Origin of the sequence: Streptomyces sp. NBC_00210 (genome assembly GCF_045160975.1) — a bacterium.
Classification (GTDB): domain Bacteria; phylum Actinomycetota; class Actinomycetes; order Streptomycetales; family Streptomycetaceae; genus Streptomyces.
Window position 1 is genome coordinate 4,151,585 of sequence record NZ_CP108120.1, and the last position, 24,497, is coordinate 4,176,081.

Sequence of the window (24,497 nt, forward strand, 5' to 3'; positions counted from 1 at the left end):
CGAGGTGCCACAGGAGGAGCGAACCGGGCGGCGACTGTTATCACGCCGTGGTTGACGGTGAGGTTAGCTTTACCTTATTTATGGGTGGTTCACAGGTTCGCCGCTCGCCCTCGCTGTCCACGCCGTGCCGGGCGAGGAGGCGAGCCTTGTCAGGAAGGCCTCACCATGCGACGCCCCTTGGCCCGCCGTCTCACCGCGCTTGTCGCGGCAGGCATACTTCTGCCCGCCCTCGCCTCCTGCGGCAGCGACGAGCCGGCCGGACTCGTCATCTACTCCGGCCGCAATGAGAAGCTCGTCAAGCCGCTCATCGAAAAGCTGGAGAAGTCCCTCAAGACGAGGGTCGAGGTCCGCTACGGCGACAGCGCCGAACTCTCCGCCCAGATCCTGGAAGAGGGCGGCAAGGCCGAGGCCGCGCTGTTCCTCTCACAGGACGCCGGCGCCCTCGGCGCGCTGTCCAAAGAAGGGCGCCTGACGCCGCTGCCCAAGGCGACGCTGGACAAGGTCGCCCCGGCGTACCGCGGCGCCGCCGGTGACTGGGCCGGCGTCAGCGGCCGTGTCCGCGTCCTCGCATACAACCCCCAGAAGGTCCCGACGCCGCCGGACAGCGTGCACGACGTGGTGAAGCCCGAGTGGAAGGGCAAGATCGGGTACGCCCCGACCAACGCCTCCTTCCAGGCGTTCGTCACCGGCATGCGTGTCCTGGAGGGCGACGACGCGACCCGCAGCTGGCTCAAGGGGCTGAAGGCCAACGGCGTGCAGGCGTACGAGAAGAACACCGACGTCATGGACGCCGTGGACTCCGGCGAGGTCTCGCTCGGCCTGGTCAACCACTACTACTGGTACGAGAGGGTCGCCGAGAAGGGCGAGGACAAGGTCGACGTCAAGATTCACTTCCTGCCCGCGGGCGACCCGGGCGGCCTGGTCAACGTGGCCGGAGTGGGGCTGCTCAAGGGCGCCGACAAGAAGCAGAGCGCGTACGCCCAGCAGGCGGTCGACTTCCTGCTCTCCGCCGAGGCGCAGACGTACTTCGCCGACGAGACCAAGGAGTACCCGCTGGCCGCGGGGGTCAAGAGCTCCGTCAAGGGCCTGCCGCCGCTCGACTCCCTCCAGGCACCCAAGATCGACCTCGGCAAGCTCGACTCGCTGAAGGAAACCCTGGCCATGCTCCAGGACGTCGGAATGGTCTGAGCGTAGTGACCACACCGGATTCTTCCGTCCGGACGCGTCACGACCCCCGCCCGGCAGGCGCCCCCAAGCCCGCCGGGCGTCGGCGCGCCGGAAGCCGTCCCTCCTGGGTCCTGATCGTCCCCGCCTGCCTGGCCGCGGCCCTCGCAGTGCTGCCGCTCGGCTACCTGGCAGTCCGCGCACTGGAGCGGGGCCCGGACTACGCGTGGGACATCGTCGCCGACGAGCGCACCACCGTCCTGCTCGGCCGCAGCCTCGGCCTCGCCGCCGTCGTCGTGACGGCCTGCCTGGTGCTCGGCGTGTCCCTGGCCTGGCTGATCGTGCGGACCGCGCTGCCCGGCGCACGGGCCTGGTCGGTACTGGTGACCCTGCCGCTCGCCGTGCCCAGCTACGTGGCCGCGTTCGCCTGGCTGTCCGCCGCACCGGAGTTGGCCGGCTTCACCGGGTCCGCTCTGGCGCTGACCCTGGTGAGCTTCCCGTACGTATATCTGCCGGTGGCGGCCGCACTGCGCGGCACCGACCCGGCTCAGGAAGAGGTGTCCCGCTCACTCGGACACGGCCCGATGCGCACGTTCCTCCGGGTCACGCTTCCGCAGCTGCGTCCCGCCGCGGCCGGCGGCGGACTGCTGGTCGCGCTGTACGTGCTGTCGGACTTCGGCGCGGTGTCGCTGATGCGGTACGACACGTTCACCCGCGGCATCTACACCTCGTACCGGGCGAGTTTCGACCGTACTCCGGCCGCGGCGCTCAGTGCCGTACTCGTGGTCATGACCATCGCTCTGGTCGCCGGCGAGGCGCGTACCCGCGGTCGCGCCGGGCACTCGAGGACCGGCACCGGCACCGCCCGCCCGGCCGTCCCCGTGCCCCTGGGACCACTCCGCACTCCCGCGCTGGCCTGGTGCGGTGGGGTCACCGCAGCCGCGGTGGCCTTTCCCCTCGCCACGCTGGGCTACTGGCTGGCCGTCGGCAACTCCGCGACCTGGGACCCCGGTTCGCTGGCCGACACGGCGCTCACCACCCTCGGCATCGCCGCGGCGGGTGCCGCCCTGACCACCCTGCTCGCCCTGAGCGTCGGCGTGATCGCCGCACGCCACCGGGGACGCGCCGCGCATCTGCTGGAACAGGCCGCCTACGCAGGGCACGCCGTGCCCGGCATCACCGTCGCGCTCTCGCTCGTCTTCTTCGCCGTGCGCTACGCCCACCCCCTCTACCAGGAAGTGCCGCTGCTGATCTGCGCGTACGCCGTGCTCTTCCTGCCGGTCGCGGTGGCCGCCACGCGCGCCGCGGTCCTCCAGGCCCCGCCCCTTCTGGAGGACGTCGCGCGCTCCCTCGGCCGCTCGCCACTGCGGGTGCTGCGCGAGGTGACCGTGCCGCTGGCCGCTCCCGGCGTCGCCGCGGGAGCAGCTCTGACGTTCGTGGTCTGTATGAAGGAACTGCCCGCCACCCTGCTGCTCCGCCCCACCGGCATGGACACCCTCGCCACCCGCCTGTGGACCGAAACAGGCGCCGGGTCGTTCGCCGCCGCGGCTCCCTATGCGGCCGCTCTGATCCTGCTCGCCGCAATCCCCTCCTACCTCCTCGGGAGGCACCGCCCATGAACGACCTTCGAATCGAGGGGCTGGCCAAGTCGTACGGGCCGGACGCGACCGTCCTCGACGGGCTCGATCTCACCGTGCCCAGTGGCTCGCTCGCCGCCGTACTCGGCCCCTCCGGCTGCGGAAAAACGACCCTGCTGCGGATCATCGCGGGCTTCCTGCGCGCCGACGCGGGCACGGTGACAGTCGGCGGGCGCACCCTCAGCGGCCCCGGCGTACACCTCCCGCCGGAGCGCCGCCGCATCGGTATCGTCCCCCAGGAAGGCGCGCTCTTCCCCCACTTGAGCGTTGCCCGCAATATCTCCTTCGGCCTCACCGGCCTCGACCGCGGGGCGCGAAGCCGCCGTACGGAGGAGATGCTGGGGCTGGTCGGACTCGCCGGATACGGCGACCGGATGCCTCACGAGCTCTCCGGCGGCCAGCAGCAGCGCATCGCCCTGGCCCGCGCCTTGGCCCCGGAGCCGCAACTGGTGCTGCTCGACGAGCCGTTCAACGCCCTGGACAGTGCCCTGCGCGCCGGCGTCCGCGCCGATGTCCGGGCCGCTCTGCGGGCGACCGGCGCCACCGCTGTCCTCGTCACCCATGATCAGCAGGAGGCCCTCTCCACGGCCGACCTCGTCGCGGTCGTACGGGACGGGCGCGTAGCCCAGTGCGACACCCCTCAGGAGCTCTACCGCCACCCGGCCGATCCCTGGGTGGCGGGTTTCGTCGGTGACGCCGTCCTCCTCCCGGGCACGGCGCAGGACGCCACGGCCGTCACCGCGCTCGGCAGGGTCGCACTCGCCGGACCCGCCGGAACCCAAGACGGCACCGTGCTGCTGCGGCCCGAACAACTGCGCCTGACCGAGACCGCCCTGCCGACAGCGGTCGGCACGGTCGTCGACGTGTGCTTCTACGGCCACGACGCCATGATCACGGTCGATGTCGAGGGCCTGGACGCCCCGGTGGACGTCCGCACCGCCGGACCGGTCGCCGTACGCCCCGGGGAGCAGGTCGGCATCCGCGTCACCGGCGAAGCGACCATGCACCCATAGCCCGGCGGAGGCTACTGGGGCGGCTGTGCCCGCGTCGGCGATCCCCAGGTCACCGTCTGGTACGCCGACGCCGACGCCGCCCTGGCGTGCTGACCCCCCGGGCCTGCGCCCGCTCCCCCGCGGCCGGCAAGAGGGGCCTTGCGGTCCCTACTTCTTCAGGCCGAGCGTGGCGCAGGCTGCCTTGTAGTCGGGGGTGCAGATGTCGGCGACGGTGTAGACGCCGTCCTCGATCACGGTTTCCTTGATGTTGTCCTTGGTCAGCGAGATGACCGGGACCAGCACCGAGGGGATCTTCTTCTTGGTCGGACTGTTGACGTCCGCCTGCGCCATGGAGTCCAGCGACATCCCCCTGGCCAGCAGGATGGCCATCTCCGCCGCGGCACTGGCCTCCGGGGCGTACGGCTTGTAGACGCTCATGTACTGCTCACCCGCGACGATGCGCTGTACTGCGGCAAGCTCGGCGTCCTGGCCGGTGACCGGCGGGAGCGGGGAGACGCCGGCGGCCTTCAGCGCTTTGATGATGCCGCCCGCCATGCCGTCGTTGGCGGAGTAGACACCGATGATCTTGTTCTTGCCGATCGCCGAGATCGCCTCCTCCATGTTGGCGGTGGCGTTCTCCGGCTTCCACTCCTTGGTGTCGTACTCCTTGCCCACGACCACCTTGCCGTCGAGCTTGGTGTGCGCGCCCTTCTTGAACTGCGCGGCGTTCGGGTCGGTGAGCGCGCCGTTCATCATCACGATCTGGCCCGACGTGGTGTCGGAGCCCATCGCCTGGAGCAGCGCTATGCCCTGCACATGGCCGACCTCTTCGTTGTCGAAGGAGGTGTACGCGTCGATCGGGCCCTCGGCGAGACGGTCGAAGGCGACGACCGGGATGCCGGCCTCCTTGGCCTTCTTGATGCCGCCGGCGATGGCCTTGGAGTCGACCGCGTCGACGATGATCGCGTCCACCTTGTTTTCGATCATCGTGTCGATCTGCTGCGTCTGCAGGGTGGCGTCCTGCTTGGCGTTGGCGTAGATGACTTTGCCCTTGCCGTTGGTCAGTTCGCTGATCTTCTTCTCGATGACCGGCTTGTCGAACTTCTCGTAACGAGCAGCCTCGTTCTCCGGAAGCAGCAGACCGACAGATATGTCATCGCCCGTCTTCACTCCGGAGCCCTGGGCGCTGATACAGGAAGTGAGCGAGACGGCCATCGCAGAAGCAGCGACAACAACGGCAGTGTGACGCAGATGTGCGTTCATGGACAGAAGTCAACCTCCCTGGCCGGCCGCGTCCTCGCGGCCGAGGTGGCTGGAAGTCAACCCCGCCCTGACAAAAGCGTCAAGAAGTATATTACTAACAAGATTGCAACGGGTACTGATCGTTAGCTAAATGAACACAAGCGCAGCTCGAAGAGGCGTAACGAAAACGCTTTGAATCGCCCATTTCCGCACCAAAGGGCATGCGTGCCAGGCACCTTGGCCCGTCCACCAAGGGCATACGGAAACCACCGACGGCTGCCGCGCGGCACTGGCGGGTTTTCGTCGAGCCCTCTCCACCTTCTCTGCCCCACCGGGCTGACCACGGCAACGAACAGCCCCGGCCGTCCGCACCACATCGCGGACGACCGGGCCTCTTGGCCATCGCCGAGCTGCCTGCGGTGCGGGCGTCAGGGGGTGGCGCGATGGGCGGCCCGGTGGCGGGACAGGGTGTGGCGGGGGTGGGTGGGGTGGGTCAGGATGAGTTGGCGAATGAATTGGTGGAAACAGGACAGCGCGGCCACCGGGGGCAGGGCGGCCACCGCGATGCCGGGCAGTGTTCTCGGCGCGTTGCTGACACACAGAGCCACTGCGATGGCGGCGAAGAACACCACGACGGCCCAGGCGTGCGGTGCCCGGCGCCGGTGCAGTGTGATGCGCAGGATCGACAGCGAAGCAACCAGCCAGGGCCCGAAGACCAGGAGCGGCCAGCCCTGTGCCAGATCTGCCGGCACCCCGGGGGCGGCCACGTACAGCAGGGGATCGTAGGAGACCATCACGCTGTAGACGCTGACGATGGTCATGACGAACGCGGTGAGCGTCGCAAGGCTGAAGCTGACCACACGCAGCCACGTCCAGCCCTGAAAGCGCTGGGCGGCCTTGGGTTTACGGCGAGTGTGGGAGCGGGGCCGGGGAAAGGCTGCGGGCGCTGGCACGCTCTGCGGTGCGGAGGTAGCCAGCAGCTGAGCCAGCTCCGCTTCCCAGTCCAGCGCTTCGCCCTTCCAGGACAGCGCTTCGCCTTCCCAGGACAGCCCTTCGCCCGGAAGTGTCTGATCCATATCGGGCGGGAGGAAACCATTTTGCGCGCGCAACGCATGGTCGGCAGACCACTGCGCATCGGACTCCAGCGTCCCGTTGGGCGGCATCTGGTAGGCGTTCGGGGGCATCTGGTAAGCATCGAACAACTCGGGACCGTCATACATGCCGCGTCTGCCCCAGCCTCTCACCGGCCTTGTACGAGGCGCCGGGCGAGTGTGCGGGAGGCCGGGGCCTCGTGATGGTGCCGGCGTCAGCACCTCGCTGCGTCGGGGGGTACTGGGGCGGGGCGGGCAGTACGGCATGAAGGCGGCGGTGGAAGTCGCTCTGGATGCACTCCAGTTCCTGCAGCAACTCGTCCAGCACATCGACAAAGTAGTGCGGGACCAGGTCGGCACTCTCTGCGGACTGGCCGGTGATATGTCCCGAGTGCCCCGCCGCCGGGTCGGGCGGGCACCCTCCGCGGCTGGTGTCGCTGGGTCGTCTTCCGCGCAATGAGCGATACAGCTTCGGTGATGTCACGCACATCAAACGAACGGGGCACGCACTCGGATGACCGGCGTCCGGGTGACCTGTCGCCACAGGAGGATGGCTCATCCCCTACCAGGTTGACCCGTAGCCATACTTACATTCCGGCTCCCCCCGACTCATGTCCGGCCGTCGAGACTCCGGTCGGGTGATTGGGGCCTACGGCCCGGCACGGGCTCGCCCTCGAGGGTGCGACAAAAGAGGAGGAGCGGGCAGGGATCCGACCATGCCTATGCTCGTCGGAACCTCAGGGTGGCAGTACAAGGACTGGCGCGGTGTTCTCTATCCGCCCGGGCAGCCGCAGCGGCTGTGGCTGGAGGAGTACGCCCGCCACTTCGCCACCGTGGAGAACAACAACGCTTTCTACCGGCTTCCCACTACCGAGATCTTCGCGTCCTGGCGGGAGCGGACGCCGGAGGGCTTCGTCATGGCGGTCAAGGCCAGCCGCTATCTCACCCATGTCAAGCGGCTGCACGACCCCGAGGAGCCGGTGGGCCGGCTGATGGACCGGACCGAGGGCCTGGGCGAGCGGCTGGGGCCCGTTCTGCTGCAGCTGCCGCCCAACTTCCGCAAGGACATCGGGGCTCTTGACGCCTGCCTGAGCTGTTTTCCCCGAACGGTTCGGGTGGCTGTCGAACTCCGCCACACCTCGTGGTGGGAGTCGGAGCGGGAGCTGCGGGCCGTGCTGAAACGGCACGGCAGCGCACTGTGCTGGGCGGATCGGGGGTCCCGCCCCGTGACGCCACTGTGGCGTACCGCGTCATGGGGGTACGTGCGGTTTCACGGCGGCCTCGCCGAGCCGGCGCCGCGCTACGGCCGCCAGGCGCTGAAGTCCTGGGCCGGACGCATCGCCGACGCCTGGCCGGACAAGGACGACGTGTATGTGTACTTCAACAACGACACGGGTGGTGCTGCCGTGGTGGACGCCGTGAGGTTCGCCCGGACAGCGGCCGCGTCGGGCCGGACGGTGAGTCGTACGCCGCCGGCCCGGGCGGAATGGTCCACGTCCTGAGCGGTGGACCGCCGCAGCCTGCCGTCAGGCGCGGGCCAGCTGTTCCAGGCGCTGGTGGAGATGGTCCACATAGTCCTCGGATTCGGGTTTCATCAGGACGCTGCGCAGAATGCGTGCGCCGTCCGCGTCGGGGGTGAGTTTCGGGTGCCGGGCGGTGAGCCGGTCGGCCCCGATACGCAGGGTGCTCAGGAACACCGGGTCGTCGGCATCGGCCATGCCGGCCTGCAGGATCCGCCCCGACGCCTCGTCGATACGCGACAGGGTGAGGGGCTCCGTCACCGGGAAGTAGCTGACGATGTCGAGTTCCGGAGCCTGGTAGAGCTCCAGATGCTCCGATTCCTCGATCAGTTCGGACCAGCGCAGCGCGGCGCGGCGACCGGCGGCCAGCGCCTGGCCGAGCCCGTCACGGGTGGGCGGCAGCAGCTGGAACGTGAGCCACAGGGCGGCCGCGGCCGCGCCCGCGCGGGAGCACTCCAGGCTGATCTCGCCGAGGTGCAGCTCCTCGGAGGTGAAGTAGGTGTACGGCGAGTCGTGCAGATAGAAGCGGCCGACGGACGGGTCGCGGAACAGCACGGCGCCGCACCCGTACGGCTGGAGGCCGTGCTTGTGCGGATCGACCACGATCGACTCGCACTCCGCGATGGCACGCCACGGCGCCTCGGGCAGCCCCTCGGGACCGTCGGCGCCGGCCAGCAGGGTGAAGAACCCTCCGTAGGCGGCGTCGACATGAATGCGCACGCCGTATCGCTCGCGCAGCGCCAGCGCCTCGTGGACCGGTTCGACGGCGCCGAGCCCGGTGGTGCCGGTGGTGAGCACCACCGTGCCGACACGACCCGTCCGCAGCACCTCCTCCAGCGCGTCGAGGTCCATCCGGCCGCTGTCGTCGACCGCGACGGGATGTCCCTCCACACCGAGGACCTTGCACATCCGGCCGTGTGTGTAGTGGGCCTCGGTGCTGTAGGCGATGCCCTTGCCGGGATGGAGCTCCCGGGCCACGAAGAGGGCTTCGAGGTTGGCGATGGTTCCGCTGGTCGTGAGGTGCCCGAGGTGGGTGTCGTAGCCGAACATCGTGGCGAGCTGCTGGACGGCCTCGCGCTCCATCTGCGCGGTGGCCGGACCGCCGTCCAGCGCGTGGTTGTTGGGGTTGATCTGCATCGCGGCGAGATAGCCGACGACGGCGGCCGGGTGCGGCGGCTTGAGCATCTGCCCGGCGTAACGGGGATGGAAGAACGGGTAGTTGTCCTTCAGCCGCTCGGTGAAGGTGCCGAACGCGGCGGCGAACCGCGCGTCGTCGACCTGAAGTGACGGATGCCTGGCGAAGTCGCCGAAGCCGCTCGACCACTCCTCGTTGGATGTCACGGCCGCTTCGAGCCAGTAGCGCAGATCCATGGGGTTCTCTCCTGTTCGTACCGGGTCAGGGCCGCTGGGGCCGGCGGATGCCGCGGAACTCCCAGTCGCCGCCGAAGGCCGTGGACAGCACCTCTTCGGACGCGGTGGGCTGGGCTCCGCAGTCGTCACGCACCGGGGCCGGGCCGGTGACGATGTGGTTGGTGAGCTTCCCGAGACCTTCGACCTCGACTTCGACCACATCGCCGGGCTGGACCGGGCGGGAGTTGGCCGGGGTGCCGGAGAGCAGCACATCGCCCGGGAAGAGGGTGATGGTGCGGGCGATGTCCGCGACGAGATAGTGCATGTCCCACTCCATCTCGTCCGTGGAGCCGTCCTGGACCAACTCGTCGTTGACGTAGGTGCGCAGCCGCTTGCCGTGGAAGTCCCAGTCGGTGACCAGGCCGGGGCCGAGCGGGCACAGGGTGTCAGAACCCTTGACGCGGAGCATGGAACCGGCGTCGGTGTCGCGGAAGTCGTGCAGGCCGTAGTCATTGGCGACGGTGTAACCGGCGATGTAGTGACCCGCCTCGGCCGGGGAGATGTTGCGGCATGTCCTGCCGATGACGATGGCCACCTCGCCCTCGTAGTTGAGGTACTGACAGCCCTCGGGACGGACGATCGCGCCGCCGTGCGCGTTGAGCGACGAGGTGGGCTTGTGGAAGTAGGTGGGCGCGGGCGGCAGCGAGGTCCGGAACTCCGCCACCCGGCTGCGATGGTTGAGGTGCACCGCGACGACCTTGGACGGAACGACGGGCGGCAGATGGTGCGCCTCGCCGGTCTTCACCCGGCGGCCGTCGGCGGCGACGAGCTCGTCACCCTCACGGACGACCTCGGCCACGGCGCCGTCGAGCAGGATGCGACGGTACTCAGGCATGGAGGGGCTCCTCGCGGTGATGGGGGTCGACATGGTGATGGGGGTCGTGGCGCAGGCCGCCCCGGACGGCGCGGGGGGCGGTCCAGCCGGCCACCGGCCGGTCGAACCAGATGTGCACCTGGCCGGTGCCGACGGCGTTCTCGTACGCGCTGAACAGCCGGCCGGGAGCGCTCAGGCGCTCCTCGCCGAGTGCGCCGGCCATCGTCAGGTAGTGACCGAAGCGGGCTTCGGGCTTGTGGTTGAGGAACTCGGGCATGGTCTGCAGGACCCGGTCGTGGCGCCCCTGCTGGAACCAGGCGATGCGCTCCTCGTCGGCCGCGCGCGCTTCGGGGGTGAAGATGTGCTCGAGGCCGCTCGCCTCGTGGTCACGGATCTGGCGCAGCGGCCAGAAGGTGTGCGACAGGGCGCCGGAGGCGATGAACAGCACCTTGCGGTCGGTGGCGGCGATGCCGTCCGCGATCGCCCGGCCGAGCCGGAGGTAGTCCTCGGTGTCCGCGGTCTGGCACACGCCGATGGAGATCCATCTCTTGCTCTCGACGCCGAGGTACTTCCACAGGTTGACCGTCGCGTAGAAGATCGGCAGGTGCTGGTCGTCGATCGGGGTGATCCAGGTGCCGTGCTTCTCGTCGTGCGCGGCTATGGCGTGGGCGAGTTCGGGGTCACCGGGGAAGTCGTACGGGATCCGGCACATTCCGCGCGGCAGTTCTTCGGACGTGAACAGCCCGGCGCGGCGGTCGTGCGCGGTGACGACGAACTCCACGGTGGTGGCCCAGTGCGAGTCCAGCAGCACCACGGTGTCGTAGTCGGCCGTCTCGAAGACCTCGCGGCGCAGCCGCTCGAGACCGGCGACCAGGGTGGTGTCCTCGCCGTGGTTGAGCTCCCGGCGGGTGGCCTCGGGCAGCATGATGGTGGGCACATGGGCGACGATCCCGGCCCCGACGATCTCACCCATGGTTCTGCAGGCCCTTCGGCGCGGTGACGGTGTTCTTGATGTCGCAGTAGAAGTCGAAGCTCCAGGTACCGCCCTCGCGGCCGATGCCGGACTGGCGTGAGCCGCCGAACGGGGCCTGCAGGTCCCGTACGAAGAAGCAGTTGACCCAGACGGTGCCGGCGACCAACTGCCTGGTGACTCTGTCCGCGCGCTCCTGGTCCCCGGTCAGGAGCGTGGCGGCGAGTCCGAAACGGGTGCCGTTGGCCAGCGCGACGGCCTCCTCCTCGGTGTCGAAGGTCTGCAGGGTCAGCACCGGGCCGAAGACTTCCTCCGTGACGATTTCGGCGTCGGGGGCGACGTCCGTGAGGAGGGTCGGGCGGTAGTAGAGCCCGCCCAGCTCGGTGTTGGGGCCGCCGCCGATGACGGCGCGGGCGCCACAGGCCAGTGCGCGCTGTACGAAACCGTCGATGCGTGCGACGTGGTCGGGGTGGATGTTGGGGCCGATGCCGGTGGCCTCGTCGCGCGGGTCGCCCTGCCGCAGCGCGGCGGCCTTCTCGACGAGGCGCCGGGTGAACTCCTCGGCGATGGAGGATTCGACGAGCAGCCGGGTGCCGGCGAGGCAGACCTGGCCTGCGTTGTCGTACTGCTCGACGGCCAGCTCGACAGCGAGGTCCAGGTCGGCGTCGGCGAAGACCAGCAGCGGGGACTTGCCGCCGAGTTCCAGACTGACGGGGATCAGGTTGGCCGCCGCGGCGCCCGCGATGTGCCGGGCGGTGGGTACGGAGCCGGTGAAGCTGATGCGGGCCACGCGCGGGTCACGGACGAGGGCGTCGCCGGCCTCCTCGCCATAGCCCTGGAGGACGTTGAGCACCCCGGCGGGGAGCCCGGCCTCGGCGGCGATGTCGGCGAGCAGGGAGGCGGTGAGCGGGGACCATTCGGCGGGCTTGAGGACGACCGTGTTCCCGGCGGCCAGTGCCGGGGCGACCTTCCATGTGGCCAGCATCAGCGGGGCGTTCCAGGGCGTGATCAGCGCACAGACGCCTGCCGGGTCCCAGGAGACGTGGTTGGTGTGACCGCGCGTCTCGAAGTCCTCGTGGCCGAGCGTCAGCAGCCAGTCGGCGAAGAAACGGAAGTTGTGCGCGACGCGCGGCATGACGCCCCGGCGGTGCGAGCGGAGCAGGGCGCCGTTGTCGGCGGTCTCGACGGCCGCCAGCTCCTCGATGCGCTTTTCGACGCCGTCGGCGATGGCGTGCAGGATGCGGGCCCGCTCCTCGCGGCCGGTCGCCGCCCAGCCGGGAAACGCGGCCCGGGCCGCGGTCACGGCGGCCGCCGCCTCGGCCGCGCCGCCTCGGGCGATCTCGGCGAGCGGGGCGCCGTCTATGGGCGAGGCGTCGGGGAACGTGGCCGACGAGGTGACCCGTCGCCCGTCGATCCAGTGACGGGTGTCGACCGCCACCCCGGCGACCGTCGCCACCACCGCCGTGTCGTGCCGTTCAGACATCTGGGAAGCCTCCGAATCGTTTGGCTCCAAATAAACTAGCCAGCACCCGGTGGCCGGTCAAGACCTTCCGCACTCCGGACACCAAGGCTATCGTTTGATCCCAAACGTAATCTCGGGAGGTTCCATGCCACCAACCACCCACGCCGAGTGGCTGTCCCTGGCCGCAGGGCTCACGCCACCCGTACAGCACCTCATCGACGGCAGCGACGAACCCGGCAAGGGCGGCGTGTTCCCGCTGGTCTCCCCACGTGACGGCCGCGTCCTGGCAGAGGTCGCCGACGGCGGTCCTGACGAGGTCGACCGCGCCGTCGCCGCCGCCCGCCGCGCCTTCGGCCACGGCCCCTGGCCCCGTCTGCCGGCCACCGAGCGGGGCTCGGTGCTGCAGCGCTTCGCGGACCTGGTCGAGGAGCACCGCACCGAGCTCGCCCTGCTCATCAGTCTGGAGATGGGCAAGCCCGTCACCGAGGCGTACGACATCGAGCTGCGCGCCGTCATCAACACCCTGCGCTACTACGCCGAACTGGCGGACAAGCACATCGGCGAGGCACCGCAGGCCGGCGAGGACGCGCTGGCCCTGGTCACCCGCGAACCGATCGGTGTGGTCGCCGCCGTCGTCCCGTGGAACTTCCCCCTCACCCTCGCCGCATGGAAGATCGCACCGGCGCTCACCACCGGATGCACCGTTGTCCTCAAGCCGTCCGAGCAGACCCCGCTGTCCGCTCTGCGGCTCGGCCGCCTCGGTGCCGAGGCCGGGCTCCCGGACGGCGTGCTCAACGTGGTCACCGGCCAGGGCCCCGCCACAGGCCGGGCGCTCGGTCTCCACCCCGGTGTCGACGTACTCGCCTTCACCGGCTCCACCGCCGTCGGCCGCCACTATCTGCGCTACGCCGCGGACTCCAACCTCAAGCGGGTCTGGCTGGAGCTCGGCGGCAAATCACCCAACATCGTGCTGCCCGACGCACCCGACCTGGACACCGCCGCCGCGAAGGCCGCCTGGGGCATCTTCTTCAACACGGGTGAGATGTGCACCGCGCCCTCCCGGCTGCTGGTGCATTCCTCCGTCGCCGAGCAGGTCGTGGACGCCGTCGTCGATCGCGCCCGCACCCTGCGCGTCGGCGACCCTCTCGACCCGGCCACCGACATGGGCCCGATCGCCACCGCCCGCCAGCTCGACAGCGTCCTCGGCCATATCGCCGGGGCCCACCAGGACGGCGCCCGGCTGCGCACCGGCGGCACCGCCCTCCCCGACCATGGCGGCCTCCATGTCCAGCCCACCGTGTTCGACCAGGTCACCCCCCATATGCGGCTCGCCCGCCAGGAAGTGTTCGGCCCCGTGCTGTCCGTCTTGACCTTCGACACCGTCGAGCAGGCCGTCGCCCTCGCCAACGACAGCGAGTACGGGCTGGCCGCCGGGCTGTGGACCGCCGACCTGTCCACGGCCCACCGGGTGGCCCGGCGGCTTCGCGCCGGAACCGTCTGGATCAACTGCTACGAGGAGGGCGGCCCGGGCGTCCCCTTCGGCGGCTACAAACAGTCGGGCAACGGCCGGGACAAGTCCGCACACGCCCTGGAGAAGTTCACCGAACTCAAGACCACCTGGATCCAGCTGTGACGTACCGCCCGCTGATCGCCGTCCCGGCCCGCTTCTCCGCCTCCGCCTCCGCCTCCGCACTGCGCTACCGCGCCGAGGTCAACGCCCGCGCCCTGGTCGAGGCCGTCTACCGGGCCGGCGGCGAGCCGTTCACACTGCACCCCCATGCCCCCGGCGGCCGGGCCGACCCCGCCGAAGTCGCCGAACGCCTGGAGCGCTGCGACGCGCTTCTGCTTCCCGGCGGCGGCGACATCTCCCCGCACCGGTACGGAGACGAGCACGCCCATCCCGACCTCTACGACATCGACGACGAGCAGGACGCCTTCGACCTCGCCCTCGCCCACCACGCACTGGACACCTCACTTCCCACCCTGGCCGTCTGCCGCGGCCTGCAGATCGTCAACACCGCGTTGAACGGCACTCTGCGCCAGGACATGGGCGGCCCGGACGGCGAACACCGCCACCTCACGCACCCCGTCGCCGTGGCGCCCGGTTCGCTGCTCGCCGACGCCCTCACGGACGACAAGGCCGACGTCTCCTGCTACCACCACCAGTGCGTGGACCGGCCGGGCCGGGGTCTCACCGTCACCGCCCGCGCGGCCGACGGCACCGTCGAGGCGCTGGAACGGCCCGGCTCACCCGGCTGGCTCGTCGCCGTGCAGTGGCATCCCGAGGACACCGCCGCCACCGACGCGAGGAGCCGGGCCCTGTTCGAGGCACTGGTGGAAGCAGCACGCTCGTAGCTCTCCGGTCGCCCGCCACGCAGGGCTGCACAAGAAATGGATCAAAGAGACAATTGGCCCAGGCCCCGGAGAACCGAGCCCCTCGGATCAAGAAGTGGGCGGAGCGATGCACGACCCCGTATTCCACGACGCTTCCGGCGTCCTTTCGGAGCCGGGCGATGAGGCCTACGCCGTCCTGGATGTGCACGGTGTGCTGCTGGGGCTGAGCCCGGAGGCGGAACACCTGCTCGGCTACACGGCGGAGGAGGTCCGGGGCCGGCGCGGGACCGAACTGCTGCACAACAGCTCGGACGCCGCCCGCCTCGTGGGGCGGTGCGGCGTGGCTCCGGTGGTCCAGCTGGGACAGACGGTCCTGCGGCACCGGAGCGGACGCGGCATTGAGGTCGTCTTGCAGGCACGTGCCTTGGTGTCCACCGCCGGTGACCCGCAGTGGCTGATCCAGGTGACGGATGCCGCTGCGGCACGACGGCACGAACTCGGCGATGCGCTCCTGAGAGGACTGTTCACCGAATCACCCGTGGTCATCGATGTCTTCGACACGCAGTTGCGCTTCGTGGCCCAGAACGACGCGCAGGCCCGCGCCGGGACGTTCGCGGGAAGGGAGTTCAGGGGCCGCACCATGGCCGACGTGGCGCCTCCCGGGCTGCTGGACATGGCGGCCTTCGAGGCGCGGCAGCGGCGAGTCCTTCAGACCGGTGAGGCCCAGCTCGAGACGGAGGTGCGTGGCCGCACCCCCGGCGACCCTGACCGTGAACACGTCTGGTCCGAGTCCATCCTTCCGCTCCGCAGCCGTACGGGGGAGGTGATCGCGCTGGCGCATGCCGTTCTCGACGTGACCGAACGGGCCAGAGCGCGGGAGCGGTTGGCGCTGGTGAACGATGCGAGCACACGGATCGGCAGCACGCTGGACGTACTGAAGACCGCGCAGGAACTCGTCGAGGTGGCCGTCCCGCGGTTCGCCGACCACGCCTATGTCAACCTGCTGGACCCGGTCTTCGGCGGCGCGGAGCCGGTGGCCGGGCCCGTGCCCGGGGCCATGCCCATGCGCCGGGCGGCGAGCTCGGTCGCACCTGGTGCACGCAGCGAGGCCATGGTTCCGATGGGGGACATCGACCCTTTCGCATCGGGGCCGGGATCGCTGTTCACGCTTGCGCTGGCGAGCGGCGAGCCCACGTTGATGTCGGGCGAGGACCTGATCGCCGAGTTCGCGGAGGCGGACCCCGGCCGGGCCACGACGGTGAGCGAGTACGGCGTCCATTCCTGGCTGCTGGTCCCGATGTTCGCGCGGGGCGCCGCGCTGGGTACAGCAGTCTTCGTACGCTCCAAGCGGGCGCATCCGTTCGAGGCCGATGACGTACTGCTGGCCGAAGAGTTCGTGGCACGTGCTGCCGTGTGCATCGACAACGCGAGCCGGTACAGCCGGGAGCGGGCGACGGCACTGGCCCTGCAACGCAGTCTGCTTCCGCAGCGGTTGCCGGCGCTGGGGGCACTGGACGCCGCGTCGCGATACCTGCCGGCGAGCGCGCATGCCGGGCTGGGGGGTTCCTGGTTCGACGTGATCCCGCTGTCGAGCGCCCGAGTGGCGCTGGTGGTGGGAGATGTGGCGGGGCACGGCCTGCACGCGGCAGTGACCATGGGACGGCTGCGTACCGCCGTGCGGACGCTCGCCGACCTCGATCTGTCACCCGAGGAGCTGCTGACCCATCTGGACGACCAGGTCAACCGGTTCCACGACGAGCACGCCGAAGGGCTCACCGCCGGGGCGGCCGGAACAACGTGCTTGTACGCGGTCTTCGATCCGATCACACGGCGCTGCGTGCTGGCCGGCGCGGGTCATCCGCCACCTGCGCTCGCCTCGGCGGACGGGAAGGTCCAGATCCTCGATCTGCCCGGCGGGCCTCCGCTCGGCCGGGGCGGGTCTCCGTTCGAGAACACCGAGGTGACACTGGCCGACGGGGAACTGCTCGTGCTGTACTCCGCCGGTCTGGTGGAGTCGCGGGAGCAAGGCGCCGACGCAGGTGCCGAACGCCTCCGCGCGGCTCTGTCCGAGCCCCGTCTCACCGCGTCCCCCGCACTCGACACCATCTGCGACGCGGTGATCCGCCGGCTGGTGCCGATCCGCCCACAGGGCGACGTGGCACTGCTGGTCGCGAGGATGCGGGGGCTGGATCCGGATCTGCAGGCCACATGGGAGCTGGCGTCCGAGCCCGAGGTGGTGGCCGAGGCACGCGCGCTCGCGCTCCGGAAGCTGGCCGAATGGGGCCTGGAAGAGCTGGAGTTCACCACAGAACTGATAGTCAGCGAACTGGTCACCAACGCCATCCACTACGGCACTCCACCGATCCGGCTGCGCATGATCCGCGACCGCGACCTCATCTGCGAGGTCTCCGACGGCAGCAGTACGACACCCCACGTGCGGCACGCGCTGGAGACCGACGAGGGAGGCCGGGGGCTGTTCATGGTCGCGCAGTTGGCCGAGTTCTGGGGCACCCGCTACGACGCACGCGGCAAGACCATCTGGGCCGAGCAGCCGCTCCACGAGGGCGCCGGCACCGATACCTAGGGCCCAGGTCCGGGCAGTGCCCGCCGGTCCCACGCGTTGTTACGACACCGCGGGCCCCGGCCGCTACTCGGCGCCCCAAGCTCCCGAAGTGCCCGACTCCAGCAGGCTGCCGCCGTCCCAGCACACGCCCACCTGCCGGTAGTAGGCGCCGATGAGCTCCTTCACCTCCAACCGGGCCAGTTCCTCGGTCGGGGCCTCGAAGAGCGCAAGGTCCGCGTCGGCCGCCCAGGGCTGACCGGCCTCGAAGGATGCCGCGCCGGTCTCGATCAACTCGTCGAGCGCCAGCCCCTTGCCCTTCTCGATCGACGGCAGCCAGCGGTGGTGGGCCATCGGATGGCTGTTCACAAAGCCGTTGACGGCAGCCGGCTCCCGCAGCGTCACCACCGCCTCGGCCAGCCGTCGGTCGGCCGCGGCGAGAGTCGCCCCGAAGGCCGCCCCGGCCTCGATCCGCGGCGCGGGCCCGAAGGGATGGGGACGCGTCATATGGATCGAGCCGAGCTTCTTCGGGTAGCCCTGGTGGAAGCCGCGCGCGATGGCGAAGTCCTTGTCCACCCAGATGTACACACAGCGGGAGTACGTCTTGCCCCGGTAGGTGCAGCGCACCACCGCGAAGCACTCCTTGTACTGCGCGCGCACCGGGTCGAGCAGCTCCTCCTTCGAGCTGCTGCAGGACTGCCAGTCGGCCCAGATCAGGGCGACCGCGCCCGGGTCCTCGTCGGCCAACTCCAGTGGCTCCGGGAGCAGTTCCGCAATGCGCGCCGGCTCGGTCCGGTACTCGATGGTGATCAGGTCCCCGGAGTAGTACCACGGGGGCGCGGGGACGAGGGACGAGCCGCCGGTAGCGGTCTTGGGGTGGAAGAATCCGCGGACGCCGGCCATGGCGCCTCCTTTGCCGGGTGGAGCGAAACATCGTTTGGATCCATACGATACCTCCGGAGGGTGGCACTCCGGCAAGCCCCCGGACGGACAGCCCGGGCAGTCACCGCCGCGACCGCGGCCACCTCGGCACCGTTCATGCGACGAGCGGGAGTACCGGGCAGCGCAGGCGCGGGCAGCTCAGGCCCGGGGCAGATCAGGCCAGGGCAGACCAGGAGCCAGGGCAGCTCAGGCCCGGGGCCGCCGGCCCGAGCGGCGCGGCTTGGGCTCCGCCCCGCCCAGCAGCTCCAGCCGCCGCTCCTCGCCGTGCTCTTCGAGCTGGGCGACGATGGCACGCAGGCCGTCCGCAAGCCGCAGACACTCCTCGGAGCTGAGCCGCGAGGCCACGAACGCCTCCTCGGTGTTGAAAGCCGGGAAGAGCTTCTCCATGGTCTGCTCCCCCTGCGGGGTCAGCGCGAGCAACACCCGTCGACCGTCCTCGGGGTGGACGGAGCGCGACACCAGCCCCCGCGACTCCAGGGTCCGCGCGACACCGGTGAGCGTGCCCTTGGTGATTCCCGCCTCCTCGGCCACGTGACGCGTCTCCGTCTCGCCCCAGATCCACAGCACCCAGAGCACCACGAACCCGGTCCAGGTCAGCTCGGAGGGACGCAGCACCGAATTCTCCAGATGCTGCCGGACGGCGGCCGCCGCGCGATGGATGTTGGCGACGGCCGCCATCTGCTCTCTCTGCAGCTGGAAGTCGCCGAGCTTCTCCTGGACAGCCTTCTCGGTCTCGACGATGGATCGGTGGCCGGACACTGGCTCCCCCTCGGTCGCGAGCGGCACTCCCGCCGCCCCACTTGGCTCGTTTGCGCCCAAATCTAACCCGCCGCCCCGCTGCCGGATCCACATTGCGGACCGCCTCTTGCGGGGGAGCTTTCCCGAGCATATCGTTTGGCTTCAAACGAATAGCTGTGGCGTCACCGCAGCCGCCCAGGGCACAGATCTCCTGTGCACCATGGGGATGCGGGCGAGATTTCCACGTACCGCCGCATCCTGCCCGTACCTGAGGAGACAGACGGTGAGCACCGACCAGTCCGGACAGATCCAGCAGCAGATCGAGGCACTCGCCGCCCAGGGCATCGATGTCGTACGCATCACCTACCCCGACCTCATCGGCTCCGACCGCGGCCGGGACATCCTGCTCCACCACCTGCCGAGCGCCACCGGCCACGGCCTGGCCTTCTGCCGCGCGATCTACCACACCGGCGCACTGGGCGACCATTCCGACATACCCGGCGGTCTCGATGCCGGCATGCCCGACATCGCCGTACGGCCCGACCTGAGCACCCTGGTCCCGCTCCCCTGGGAACCCGGGGTGGCCTGGTGCATAGGCGACGCCCGCGACCTCGAGACAGGGCTGCCCGCGCCCGAATCACCCCGCGACCTGCTGCGCCGGGTCACCGGACAACTGGCCGAGAGGGGGCTGACGGCCCTCGTCGGCCCCGAGCTGGAGTACGTCCTGCTCGACCCCGACCCCGCCTCGCCCCTCGGCTGGCGCCGCTACGCCGCCACACCGGGCAATGTCTACACCGTCGGGCGCAAGGGCGATCCGGACGGACACCTGCTGCGCACGCTGCGCCATCTGCACGACATCGGCATCGGCGCCAGCGGCGGCAACCGAGAGTTCGACGGCGGCCAGTTCGAGATCAATCTCGACCACTCCGAGGCCCTGGACGCCGCCGACCGCGCCTTCCGTTTCAAGGCCGCGGTCAAGGAACTCGCCCGCGCCGAGGGCCGATTGGCGACGTTTATGGCCAAACCCCTCAACGACGGCGGCGGTTCCGGCTTCCACCTGCACATCTCCGTCATCGACACGGACGGCCGCAATGTCTTCGACGCACCCGGCCAGGCCCATGGACTGTCCGACACCGCCCACCACGCCATCGCCGGTCTACTCGCCCACGCGCCCGCACTCGCCGCCCTGTTCAACCCGACGATCAACTCCTACAAGCGCTTCGGCCCCGACACCGCCGCGCCCTGGCTCATCGACTGGGGTCTGGACAACCGCGGTGCCATGGTGCGGATCCCGCCCGAGCGCGGCAGCGGATCCCGCCTGGAAATGCGCCTCGGCGACGCCACCGCCAACCCCTACCTCGCCATCGCCGGCCTGGTCGCCGCCGTCCATCTGGGCATCCGGGCCGCAGCCGATCCGGCCGCCCCGATGAGCGGCTACGGATACGACCCCACCAGCGCCCCCAAGCTGCCGACCCACCTCGGCGACGCGCTCGACGCCCTGGAAGCCGACCACGAACTCACCGAGGTACTGGGCAAACCCTTCGTCGACGCCTTCCTCACCTTCAAGCGCGACGAGCTGGCCCGCTTCCGACGGCACGTCACGGACTGGGAGTTCCGCGAGTACGCCCAGCTGCTCTGACCGCGGGCTCCTCTGCACGGCCCACAGACGGCGCAATGGGCGGTTCGGTGGTCGGCCCCGCCGAGACTCGGGGGGCCGATGCAGTCAGGACGGTGAGGAGTGCGCCCGTGACGGCGAAGCACGAAGCCGCTCTGACGACAGCCATGGTGGCCCTCACCGTCACGACGGGGATGGTCGAGGCGGTCAGCTTCCTCACGCTCGGCCCGGTCTTCACCGCCGTCCAGACCGGCAACACGCTCTTCCTCGGTTTCGCGGTCGCCGGCGCCGGCGGATTTTCCGCCGTCGCGTCGACGGCCTCGCTCGTCGGATTCGCCGCGGGTGCGCTCCTGGGCGCCCGGCTGGAGTCGGGCATCGATGTCCGCGGGCGCCAGTGGTTCGTGGTGGCCCTCGTCGGGGAATCCGTGCTGCTGGGCATCGCGGGGCTGGTGGCCTGGGAGATCGAGCGGCTCGACGAACCTCTCTCCAGTCGGCACTACGCGGTGGCCGCCCTGGTGGCCCTGGCGATGGGCATGCGGAGTGTGACGACGCTTCGGGCCAGTGTGGCGGACCTGCCGACCACGCGGGTCACCCGGGCAATGACGGCCCTCTTCGGCGCCTCGCCCCTGGGACTCGACACAAAGATCCCCTCCGGCGCGGGCGTCGAGCTCCGTCGGGCCGCTTCGGTCGGTGCGATGTTCGCCGGCGGGCTGCTCGGTGCCTGGATGCTGCACGAGGCCGTGCGTCCGCCGGTGGTACTGCTGGTGACGGCCGCATGTGTCATGGCCATCGCACTCGGCTTCGGCTTCGTACCGCGCCGTCGCGCCCCGCAACCCGGCTGAGCGGATCCTCGAGGGTGTCAGCCATCTGGCGGCCGCCCTCGCGACGGAGGCCGCAGGCGGAACGAACATGTGGAAAGGGGGTACATCACTCAGCCGCACGTGAAAGGCGGACTCCGATGCCGAAATACCTCCTCAAGGTCAAGATGACCGTGGATGGACTGAACGGCGTGTTCAAGGAAGGCGCCACCGCGCGCCGTGAGGTCGTCCAACGCATGGTCGAGAGCCTCGATGGCCGCCTCGAATCCTTCTACTGGGCCTTCGGCGACGAGGACCTGTACGTCATCGTGGAGCTGCCGAGCAACACTTCCGCCGCGGCCATGGGTCTCGTCGTGACCGCGGCCGGTGGCGTTCGTACGAGCACGGTCGTGCTGTTGTCGCCCGAGGAGATCGACAAGGCCGTCCACCAGAAGGTGCAGTACCACGCACCCGGCGGCGCGTGACGCGCCATCCCTTCGTGCATACGACGAGAACCGCAAGCCCTGCGTCGGCATCAGCCGCCTTCGCGTCTACGGGAGCACACTGGAGACATGGCCCCGTAGACCGTGAACCGAGTTTTGAGGTGGCCGATGAGCACTCTCGAAGAACAGATCGACGTCGGTGTGCCGATGAATGTGGCCTGGGACTGCCTCCACCACGTGGAGACCTATCCGCGATTCCTCGAAGGAGTGAGCGAGGCTCGCCGGGAGGACGGGCACCGGGCGCACCTCGGCGTCACCGCGGGCGGCCGGGCTCAGGAGTTCGAAGCGCAGATCACCGACCGCGGTAAGGCAAACACGATGGAGTGGCAGACCACGATGGGTCCGGACCTGGCCGGAACCTTCTCACTGCTGCCCATCGACCGGGATCACACCCAAGTCCAGGCCCGGATCGAGTACGACCCGGGCGCCGTCAAGGAGGCGTTCGGCGGGCCCAAGGGGTTCGCCCAGGCGGCCGCGATCGAACGGCTCGTACGCAGCGACCTCGAGCTGTTCAAGGAGCTGGTGGAAGGGGAACGGCGAGCCCTGTGACGCCTCGCGCTCGGCGTGGAGCGGCCGGCGGAACCCTGCGCATCCCGTAGCGGCTCATCGCCGCATCCGACGCGGCAGGCTCCGGTCCCGCTTCGCGCCGACCGTCAGTTTCCATATGGCGGGCGCCGCCGCCCGCCGTTGCTGGGAGCCGAGGTCAGCCGGCCGTCGCCGCCTGCGTCTGTTGCACATCGACGAGGGTGGTCGGCAGGGCAATGTACGCCGTGACTCCGCAGGCACCGTCCTGCCCCTGGGTGGGGCGCAGTTCGACCTGGGCACCGAGCCGGGCGGCGAGAGTCCCGACGACGAAGTGGCCGAGGTAGCGCGTGGGGGCGACCAGGAAGGACTCCCGGCCCGCGAGGCGGGCGTTGGAGCGGGCCAGTTCCTCGGCGGTCATGCCCGTGCCGCGATCGACGACCGCGAGGCAGTACTCGCCGCCGTCGCGCCATCCGTAGACCTCTACCGGATGCGAAGGCAGCGAGAAGAGCAGGGCGTTCTCGATGAGTTCGGCCAGCAGATGGGAGAGCTCGGCGACGGCCCGGCCGCGGATCCGGCCGTCCTGTACGTCGACCACGGCGACCCGCTGGTACTGCTCCACCTCGGCAATCGCCGACTGCACCACTTCGGCCGCCGTCACCAGGCCCGACCAGGTGCGCGGTGGCAGCTCCTCCCCGGCGAGCACGAGCAGCGACTCGGCGTTGCGGCGCATGCGGGTGGCGAGGTGGTCGAGTTCGAAGAGCTCACCGAGTGCGTCCGGGTCGATCTCCTGCCTCTCCAGGGTGGTGATCAGGCTGAGCTGGCGGGAGAGCAGCGACTGGTTGCGGCGGCCGAGGGAGGCCAGCGACTCCGAGCTGTTGCGGCGCAGCACAGCCTGCTCGGTCGCCAGACCGATCGCCGTGTGCTCGACATTGTGCAGGGCGGTGGCGAGCCGGGTGATCTCGCGGGCGCTGTCAGGCACCCGGCGGGACGGTCCGGAGACGAGTTCGTCGTCCGCCTCGGCCTTCTGGATACGGGCGACAGCGGCGGGCAGCCCGGCCCGGGCGACCGAGTCGGCCTCATCGGCAAGGGCGGCGAGCGGCTGGGTGATCGAGCGGGCCGAAAGCACCGCGAGCGCGGCGGCGACCGCGAGGATGAGCACACCGAGGCCGATGAAACCGCCCAGCTGGCCGGTGGCATCGTCGCCGAGCCGGTCCGCGCGAAGCCGTACCTCGGCGCCGATCTTCCCCTGAACACCGTGCAGTTGGTCGACGAGCGCGGTCATCGACGACCACCAGCTGCCGGGATTCACGGCGAGCCGGCTGCCATCGGCTCCGCCCTCGGCCCGCTTCTCGTAGCCGGTGGCGCGCTTGGCCTCCGGTGTGGCGAAGGCGGCGTCGAGCGCGGACTGCTGGGCGGGGGTGGCGAGTTCGGCGTACTGACGCAGGAAGGCCAGCCGGTCCGCCCGTACCTCGGTGAAGTCAAGGAACTCGCTGCCCTTGAACCGCCCGGCCGCGAAGACCCCGTTGAGGGAGCCGCGCTCAAGGGCGACCGCTTCGGTCGCCCGGACGAGGGCCTGCAGGGCGCCCATCGCCTCGGCGAGGGCACGGTCACCACGATCCGGTTCGGCCGCCGCGGCGCCGATCAGCCCGTCGATCGCCTTGGTGTAAGCGGCCAGGGTCGGGGCGCGCCGGGCAGTCCCGGCGTCCACCTGGTCACGTAGGGCGGCCAGCGCCGTGACCGGGCCGAGCGCCTCCTGCAAGGCATCGGCGGTGTCCGCTCCCGCGCTGCCCTCTGCGAGGAGGGCGTCGAATCCCCTGCGGGCGGTGTCGGTGCGGGCGCGCTGGGCGTCGACGTCGTCGCGGTACTCCGCGGCGCCGCCCAGCAGACCATTGGTGAGTCCCCGTTCGCGTTGCAGCTGGCGCACGAGGCCCTGGGCCTCGATGAGGAGTTCGACCCGGCCGGCGGTCTCACGCGCCGCGGACCAGTCGGCCGCCCGGTCGGCGACGCCGAGGCCGGTCAAGACCAGCAGCAGACAGGTGGGGACGGCGAGCACGATGGCCACACGACCGCGGATCGTGCCCCAGCCGGGCAGGGCGGGCGGTTGCGGCAGAAGGCGTAATTGGGTGCGCTTCACGTTCCACGAGGCTACAAACGAATATGCCCGGCGCGGTTTCCCGACGG

Annotated in this window: 20 protein-coding genes; 11 read left to right on the top strand and 9 right to left on the bottom strand. The window is 70.2% G+C overall.

All coding sequences use genetic code 11. The features are described 5' to 3' along the window. The first annotated feature begins 165 nt into the window (after positions 1-165). The 3 genes from OG729_RS18765 to OG729_RS18775 are packed head-to-tail and all read left to right on the top strand — an operon-like array spanning position 166 to position 3,814. Positions 166-1,188 carry an iron ABC transporter substrate-binding protein gene (locus tag OG729_RS18765; RefSeq protein WP_405807190.1) on the top strand — a complete coding sequence of 341 codons (1,023 nt, stop codon included), beginning with the start codon at positions 166-168 and terminating at the stop codon, positions 1,186-1,188. A gap of 5 nt (positions 1,189-1,193) precedes the next feature. Next, positions 1,194-2,783 (top strand): ABC transporter permease, encoded by a 1,590-nt coding sequence (locus OG729_RS18770; RefSeq protein ID WP_405807192.1) that lies wholly within the window; start codon positions 1,194-1,196, stop codon positions 2,781-2,783. Further along, positions 2,780-3,814, top strand: a complete 1,035-nt coding sequence (locus OG729_RS18775) for an ABC transporter ATP-binding protein (RefSeq protein WP_360877343.1) — start codon at positions 2,780-2,782, stop codon at positions 3,812-3,814. The genes OG729_RS18770 and OG729_RS18775 overlap by 4 nt, the downstream gene beginning before the upstream one ends. A 147-nt stretch (positions 3,815-3,961) precedes the next feature. Here OG729_RS18775 and OG729_RS18780 read toward each other — a convergent pair whose 3' ends face one another. Continuing rightward, on the bottom strand, positions 3,962-5,056 hold the full coding sequence (locus OG729_RS18780) for a sugar ABC transporter substrate-binding protein (protein ID WP_405807194.1): 1,095 nt from the start codon (positions 5,054-5,056) through the stop codon (positions 3,962-3,964). 407 nt (positions 5,057-5,463) lie between these two features. Next, on the bottom strand, positions 5,464-6,255 hold the full coding sequence (locus tag OG729_RS18785; protein WP_405807196.1) for a DUF2637 domain-containing protein: 792 nt from the start codon (positions 6,253-6,255) through the stop codon (positions 5,464-5,466). A gap of 587 nt (positions 6,256-6,842) precedes the next feature. Here OG729_RS18785 and OG729_RS18790 point away from each other — a divergent pair. Continuing rightward, on the top strand, positions 6,843-7,628 hold the full coding sequence (locus OG729_RS18790) for a DUF72 domain-containing protein (protein WP_405807197.1): 786 nt from the start codon (positions 6,843-6,845) through the stop codon (positions 7,626-7,628). Positions 7,629-7,652: 24 nt separating this feature from the next. Here OG729_RS18790 and OG729_RS18795 read toward each other — a convergent pair whose 3' ends face one another. From OG729_RS18795 to OG729_RS18810, 4 genes are read right to left on the bottom strand one after another with little or no spacing between them, the layout of a single operon-like run. After that, positions 7,653-9,017 (bottom strand): pyridoxal phosphate-dependent decarboxylase family protein, encoded by a 1,365-nt coding sequence (locus OG729_RS18795; protein WP_405807198.1) that lies wholly within the window; start codon positions 9,015-9,017, stop codon positions 7,653-7,655. Positions 9,018-9,042: 25 nt separating this feature from the next. Further along, complete coding sequence (locus OG729_RS18800) at positions 9,043-9,891, bottom strand: fumarylacetoacetate hydrolase family protein (RefSeq protein WP_405807201.1); 849 nt, start codon at positions 9,889-9,891, stop codon at positions 9,043-9,045. Then, the gene (locus tag OG729_RS18805) at positions 9,884-10,843 is read right to left on the bottom strand and encodes a catechol 1,2-dioxygenase (protein WP_405807202.1); all 960 of its coding nucleotides are present in this window, start codon (positions 10,841-10,843) and stop codon (positions 9,884-9,886) included. The genes OG729_RS18800 and OG729_RS18805 overlap by 8 nt, the downstream gene beginning before the upstream one ends. Then, on the bottom strand, positions 10,836-12,323 hold the full coding sequence (locus tag OG729_RS18810) for an aldehyde dehydrogenase (protein WP_405807204.1): 1,488 nt from the start codon (positions 12,321-12,323) through the stop codon (positions 10,836-10,838). The genes OG729_RS18805 and OG729_RS18810 overlap by 8 nt, the downstream gene beginning before the upstream one ends. A gap of 124 nt (positions 12,324-12,447) precedes the next feature. Between OG729_RS18810 and OG729_RS18815 the strand changes: the two genes are divergently transcribed. The 3 genes from OG729_RS18815 (at position 12,448) to OG729_RS18825 (ending at position 17,220) form a co-directional block, all read left to right on the top strand. Then, positions 12,448-13,935: an aldehyde dehydrogenase gene (locus OG729_RS18815; protein WP_405807206.1), complete on the top strand. Its 1,488-nt coding sequence runs from the start codon at positions 12,448-12,450 to the stop codon at positions 13,933-13,935. After that, positions 13,932-14,657, top strand: a complete 726-nt coding sequence (locus tag OG729_RS18820; RefSeq protein WP_405807208.1) for a gamma-glutamyl-gamma-aminobutyrate hydrolase family protein — start codon at positions 13,932-13,934, stop codon at positions 14,655-14,657. The genes OG729_RS18815 and OG729_RS18820 overlap by 4 nt, the downstream gene beginning before the upstream one ends. Positions 14,658-14,763: 106 nt before the next feature. Continuing rightward, the gene (locus OG729_RS18825; RefSeq protein ID WP_405807209.1) at positions 14,764-17,220 is read left to right on the top strand and encodes a SpoIIE family protein phosphatase; all 2,457 of its coding nucleotides are present in this window, start codon (positions 14,764-14,766) and stop codon (positions 17,218-17,220) included. A 63-nt stretch (positions 17,221-17,283) separates the two neighbouring features. Here OG729_RS18825 and OG729_RS18830 read toward each other — a convergent pair whose 3' ends face one another. Then, a complete protein-coding gene (locus OG729_RS18830; RefSeq protein WP_405807211.1) occupies positions 17,284-18,099 on the bottom strand; it encodes an acetoacetate decarboxylase family protein in 816 nt (271 codons plus the stop codon). A 225-nt stretch (positions 18,100-18,324) separates the two neighbouring features. Then, positions 18,325-18,897 (bottom strand): MarR family transcriptional regulator, encoded by a 573-nt coding sequence (locus tag OG729_RS18835; RefSeq protein WP_360877382.1) that lies wholly within the window; start codon positions 18,895-18,897, stop codon positions 18,325-18,327. 262 nt (positions 18,898-19,159) lie between these two features. Here OG729_RS18835 and OG729_RS18840 point away from each other — a divergent pair, with 262 nt between their 5' ends. The 4 genes from OG729_RS18840 to OG729_RS18855 all read left to right on the top strand — a co-directional run bounded on the left by OG729_RS18840 (position 19,160) and on the right by OG729_RS18855 (position 22,340). Next, the gene (locus tag OG729_RS18840; protein WP_405807213.1) at positions 19,160-20,515 is read left to right on the top strand and encodes a glutamine synthetase family protein; all 1,356 of its coding nucleotides are present in this window, start codon (positions 19,160-19,162) and stop codon (positions 20,513-20,515) included. 107 nt (positions 20,516-20,622) lie between these two features. After that, complete coding sequence (locus OG729_RS18845; protein WP_405807214.1) at positions 20,623-21,333, top strand: YoaK family protein; 711 nt, start codon at positions 20,623-20,625, stop codon at positions 21,331-21,333. Between the two features lie 116 nt (positions 21,334-21,449). Continuing rightward, positions 21,450-21,773 (top strand): GYD domain-containing protein, encoded by a 324-nt coding sequence (locus OG729_RS18850; protein ID WP_405807215.1) that lies wholly within the window; start codon positions 21,450-21,452, stop codon positions 21,771-21,773. A 126-nt stretch (positions 21,774-21,899) separates the two neighbouring features. After that, positions 21,900-22,340: an SRPBCC family protein gene (locus OG729_RS18855; protein ID WP_360877394.1), complete on the top strand. Its 441-nt coding sequence runs from the start codon at positions 21,900-21,902 to the stop codon at positions 22,338-22,340. Between the two features lie 154 nt (positions 22,341-22,494). Here the strand turns inward: OG729_RS18855 and OG729_RS18860 are convergent, their stop codons facing one another. Then, complete coding sequence (locus OG729_RS18860) at positions 22,495-24,450, bottom strand: nitrate- and nitrite sensing domain-containing protein (RefSeq protein WP_405807216.1); 1,956 nt, start codon at positions 24,448-24,450, stop codon at positions 22,495-22,497. Between the last annotated feature and the right edge of the window lie 47 nt (positions 24,451-24,497).

Excerpts from the sequence above, each read along its gene's own strand:
- OG729_RS18825 (WP_405807209.1), top strand. The coding sequence starts at position 14,764 with ATGCACGACCCCGTATTCCACGACGCTTCCGGCGTCCTTTCGGAGCCG.
- OG729_RS18810 (WP_405807204.1), bottom strand. The coding sequence starts at position 12,323 with ATGTCTGAACGGCACGACACGGCGGTGGTGGCGACGGTCGCCGGGGTG.
- OG729_RS18790 (WP_405807197.1), top strand. The coding sequence starts at position 6,843 with ATGCCTATGCTCGTCGGAACCTCAGGGTGGCAGTACAAGGACTGGCGC.
- OG729_RS18795 (WP_405807198.1), bottom strand. The coding sequence starts at position 9,017 with ATGGATCTGCGCTACTGGCTCGAAGCGGCCGTGACATCCAACGAGGAG.
- OG729_RS18800 (WP_405807201.1), bottom strand. The coding sequence starts at position 9,891 with ATGCCTGAGTACCGTCGCATCCTGCTCGACGGCGCCGTGGCCGAGGTC.
- OG729_RS18765 (WP_405807190.1), top strand. The coding sequence starts at position 166 with ATGCGACGCCCCTTGGCCCGCCGTCTCACCGCGCTTGTCGCGGCAGGC.
- OG729_RS18850 (WP_405807215.1), top strand. The coding sequence starts at position 21,450 with ATGCCGAAATACCTCCTCAAGGTCAAGATGACCGTGGATGGACTGAAC.
- OG729_RS18785 (WP_405807196.1), bottom strand. The coding sequence starts at position 6,255 with ATGTATGACGGTCCCGAGTTGTTCGATGCTTACCAGATGCCCCCGAAC.
- OG729_RS18775 (WP_360877343.1), top strand. The coding sequence starts at position 2,780 with ATGAACGACCTTCGAATCGAGGGGCTGGCCAAGTCGTACGGGCCGGAC.
- OG729_RS18805 (WP_405807202.1), bottom strand. The coding sequence starts at position 10,843 with ATGGGTGAGATCGTCGGGGCCGGGATCGTCGCCCATGTGCCCACCATC.
- OG729_RS18855 (WP_360877394.1), top strand. The coding sequence starts at position 21,900 with ATGAGCACTCTCGAAGAACAGATCGACGTCGGTGTGCCGATGAATGTG.
- OG729_RS18780 (WP_405807194.1), bottom strand. The coding sequence starts at position 5,056 with ATGAACGCACATCTGCGTCACACTGCCGTTGTTGTCGCTGCTTCTGCG.
- OG729_RS18815 (WP_405807206.1), top strand. The coding sequence starts at position 12,448 with ATGCCACCAACCACCCACGCCGAGTGGCTGTCCCTGGCCGCAGGGCTC.
- OG729_RS18830 (WP_405807211.1), bottom strand. The coding sequence starts at position 18,099 with ATGGCCGGCGTCCGCGGATTCTTCCACCCCAAGACCGCTACCGGCGGC.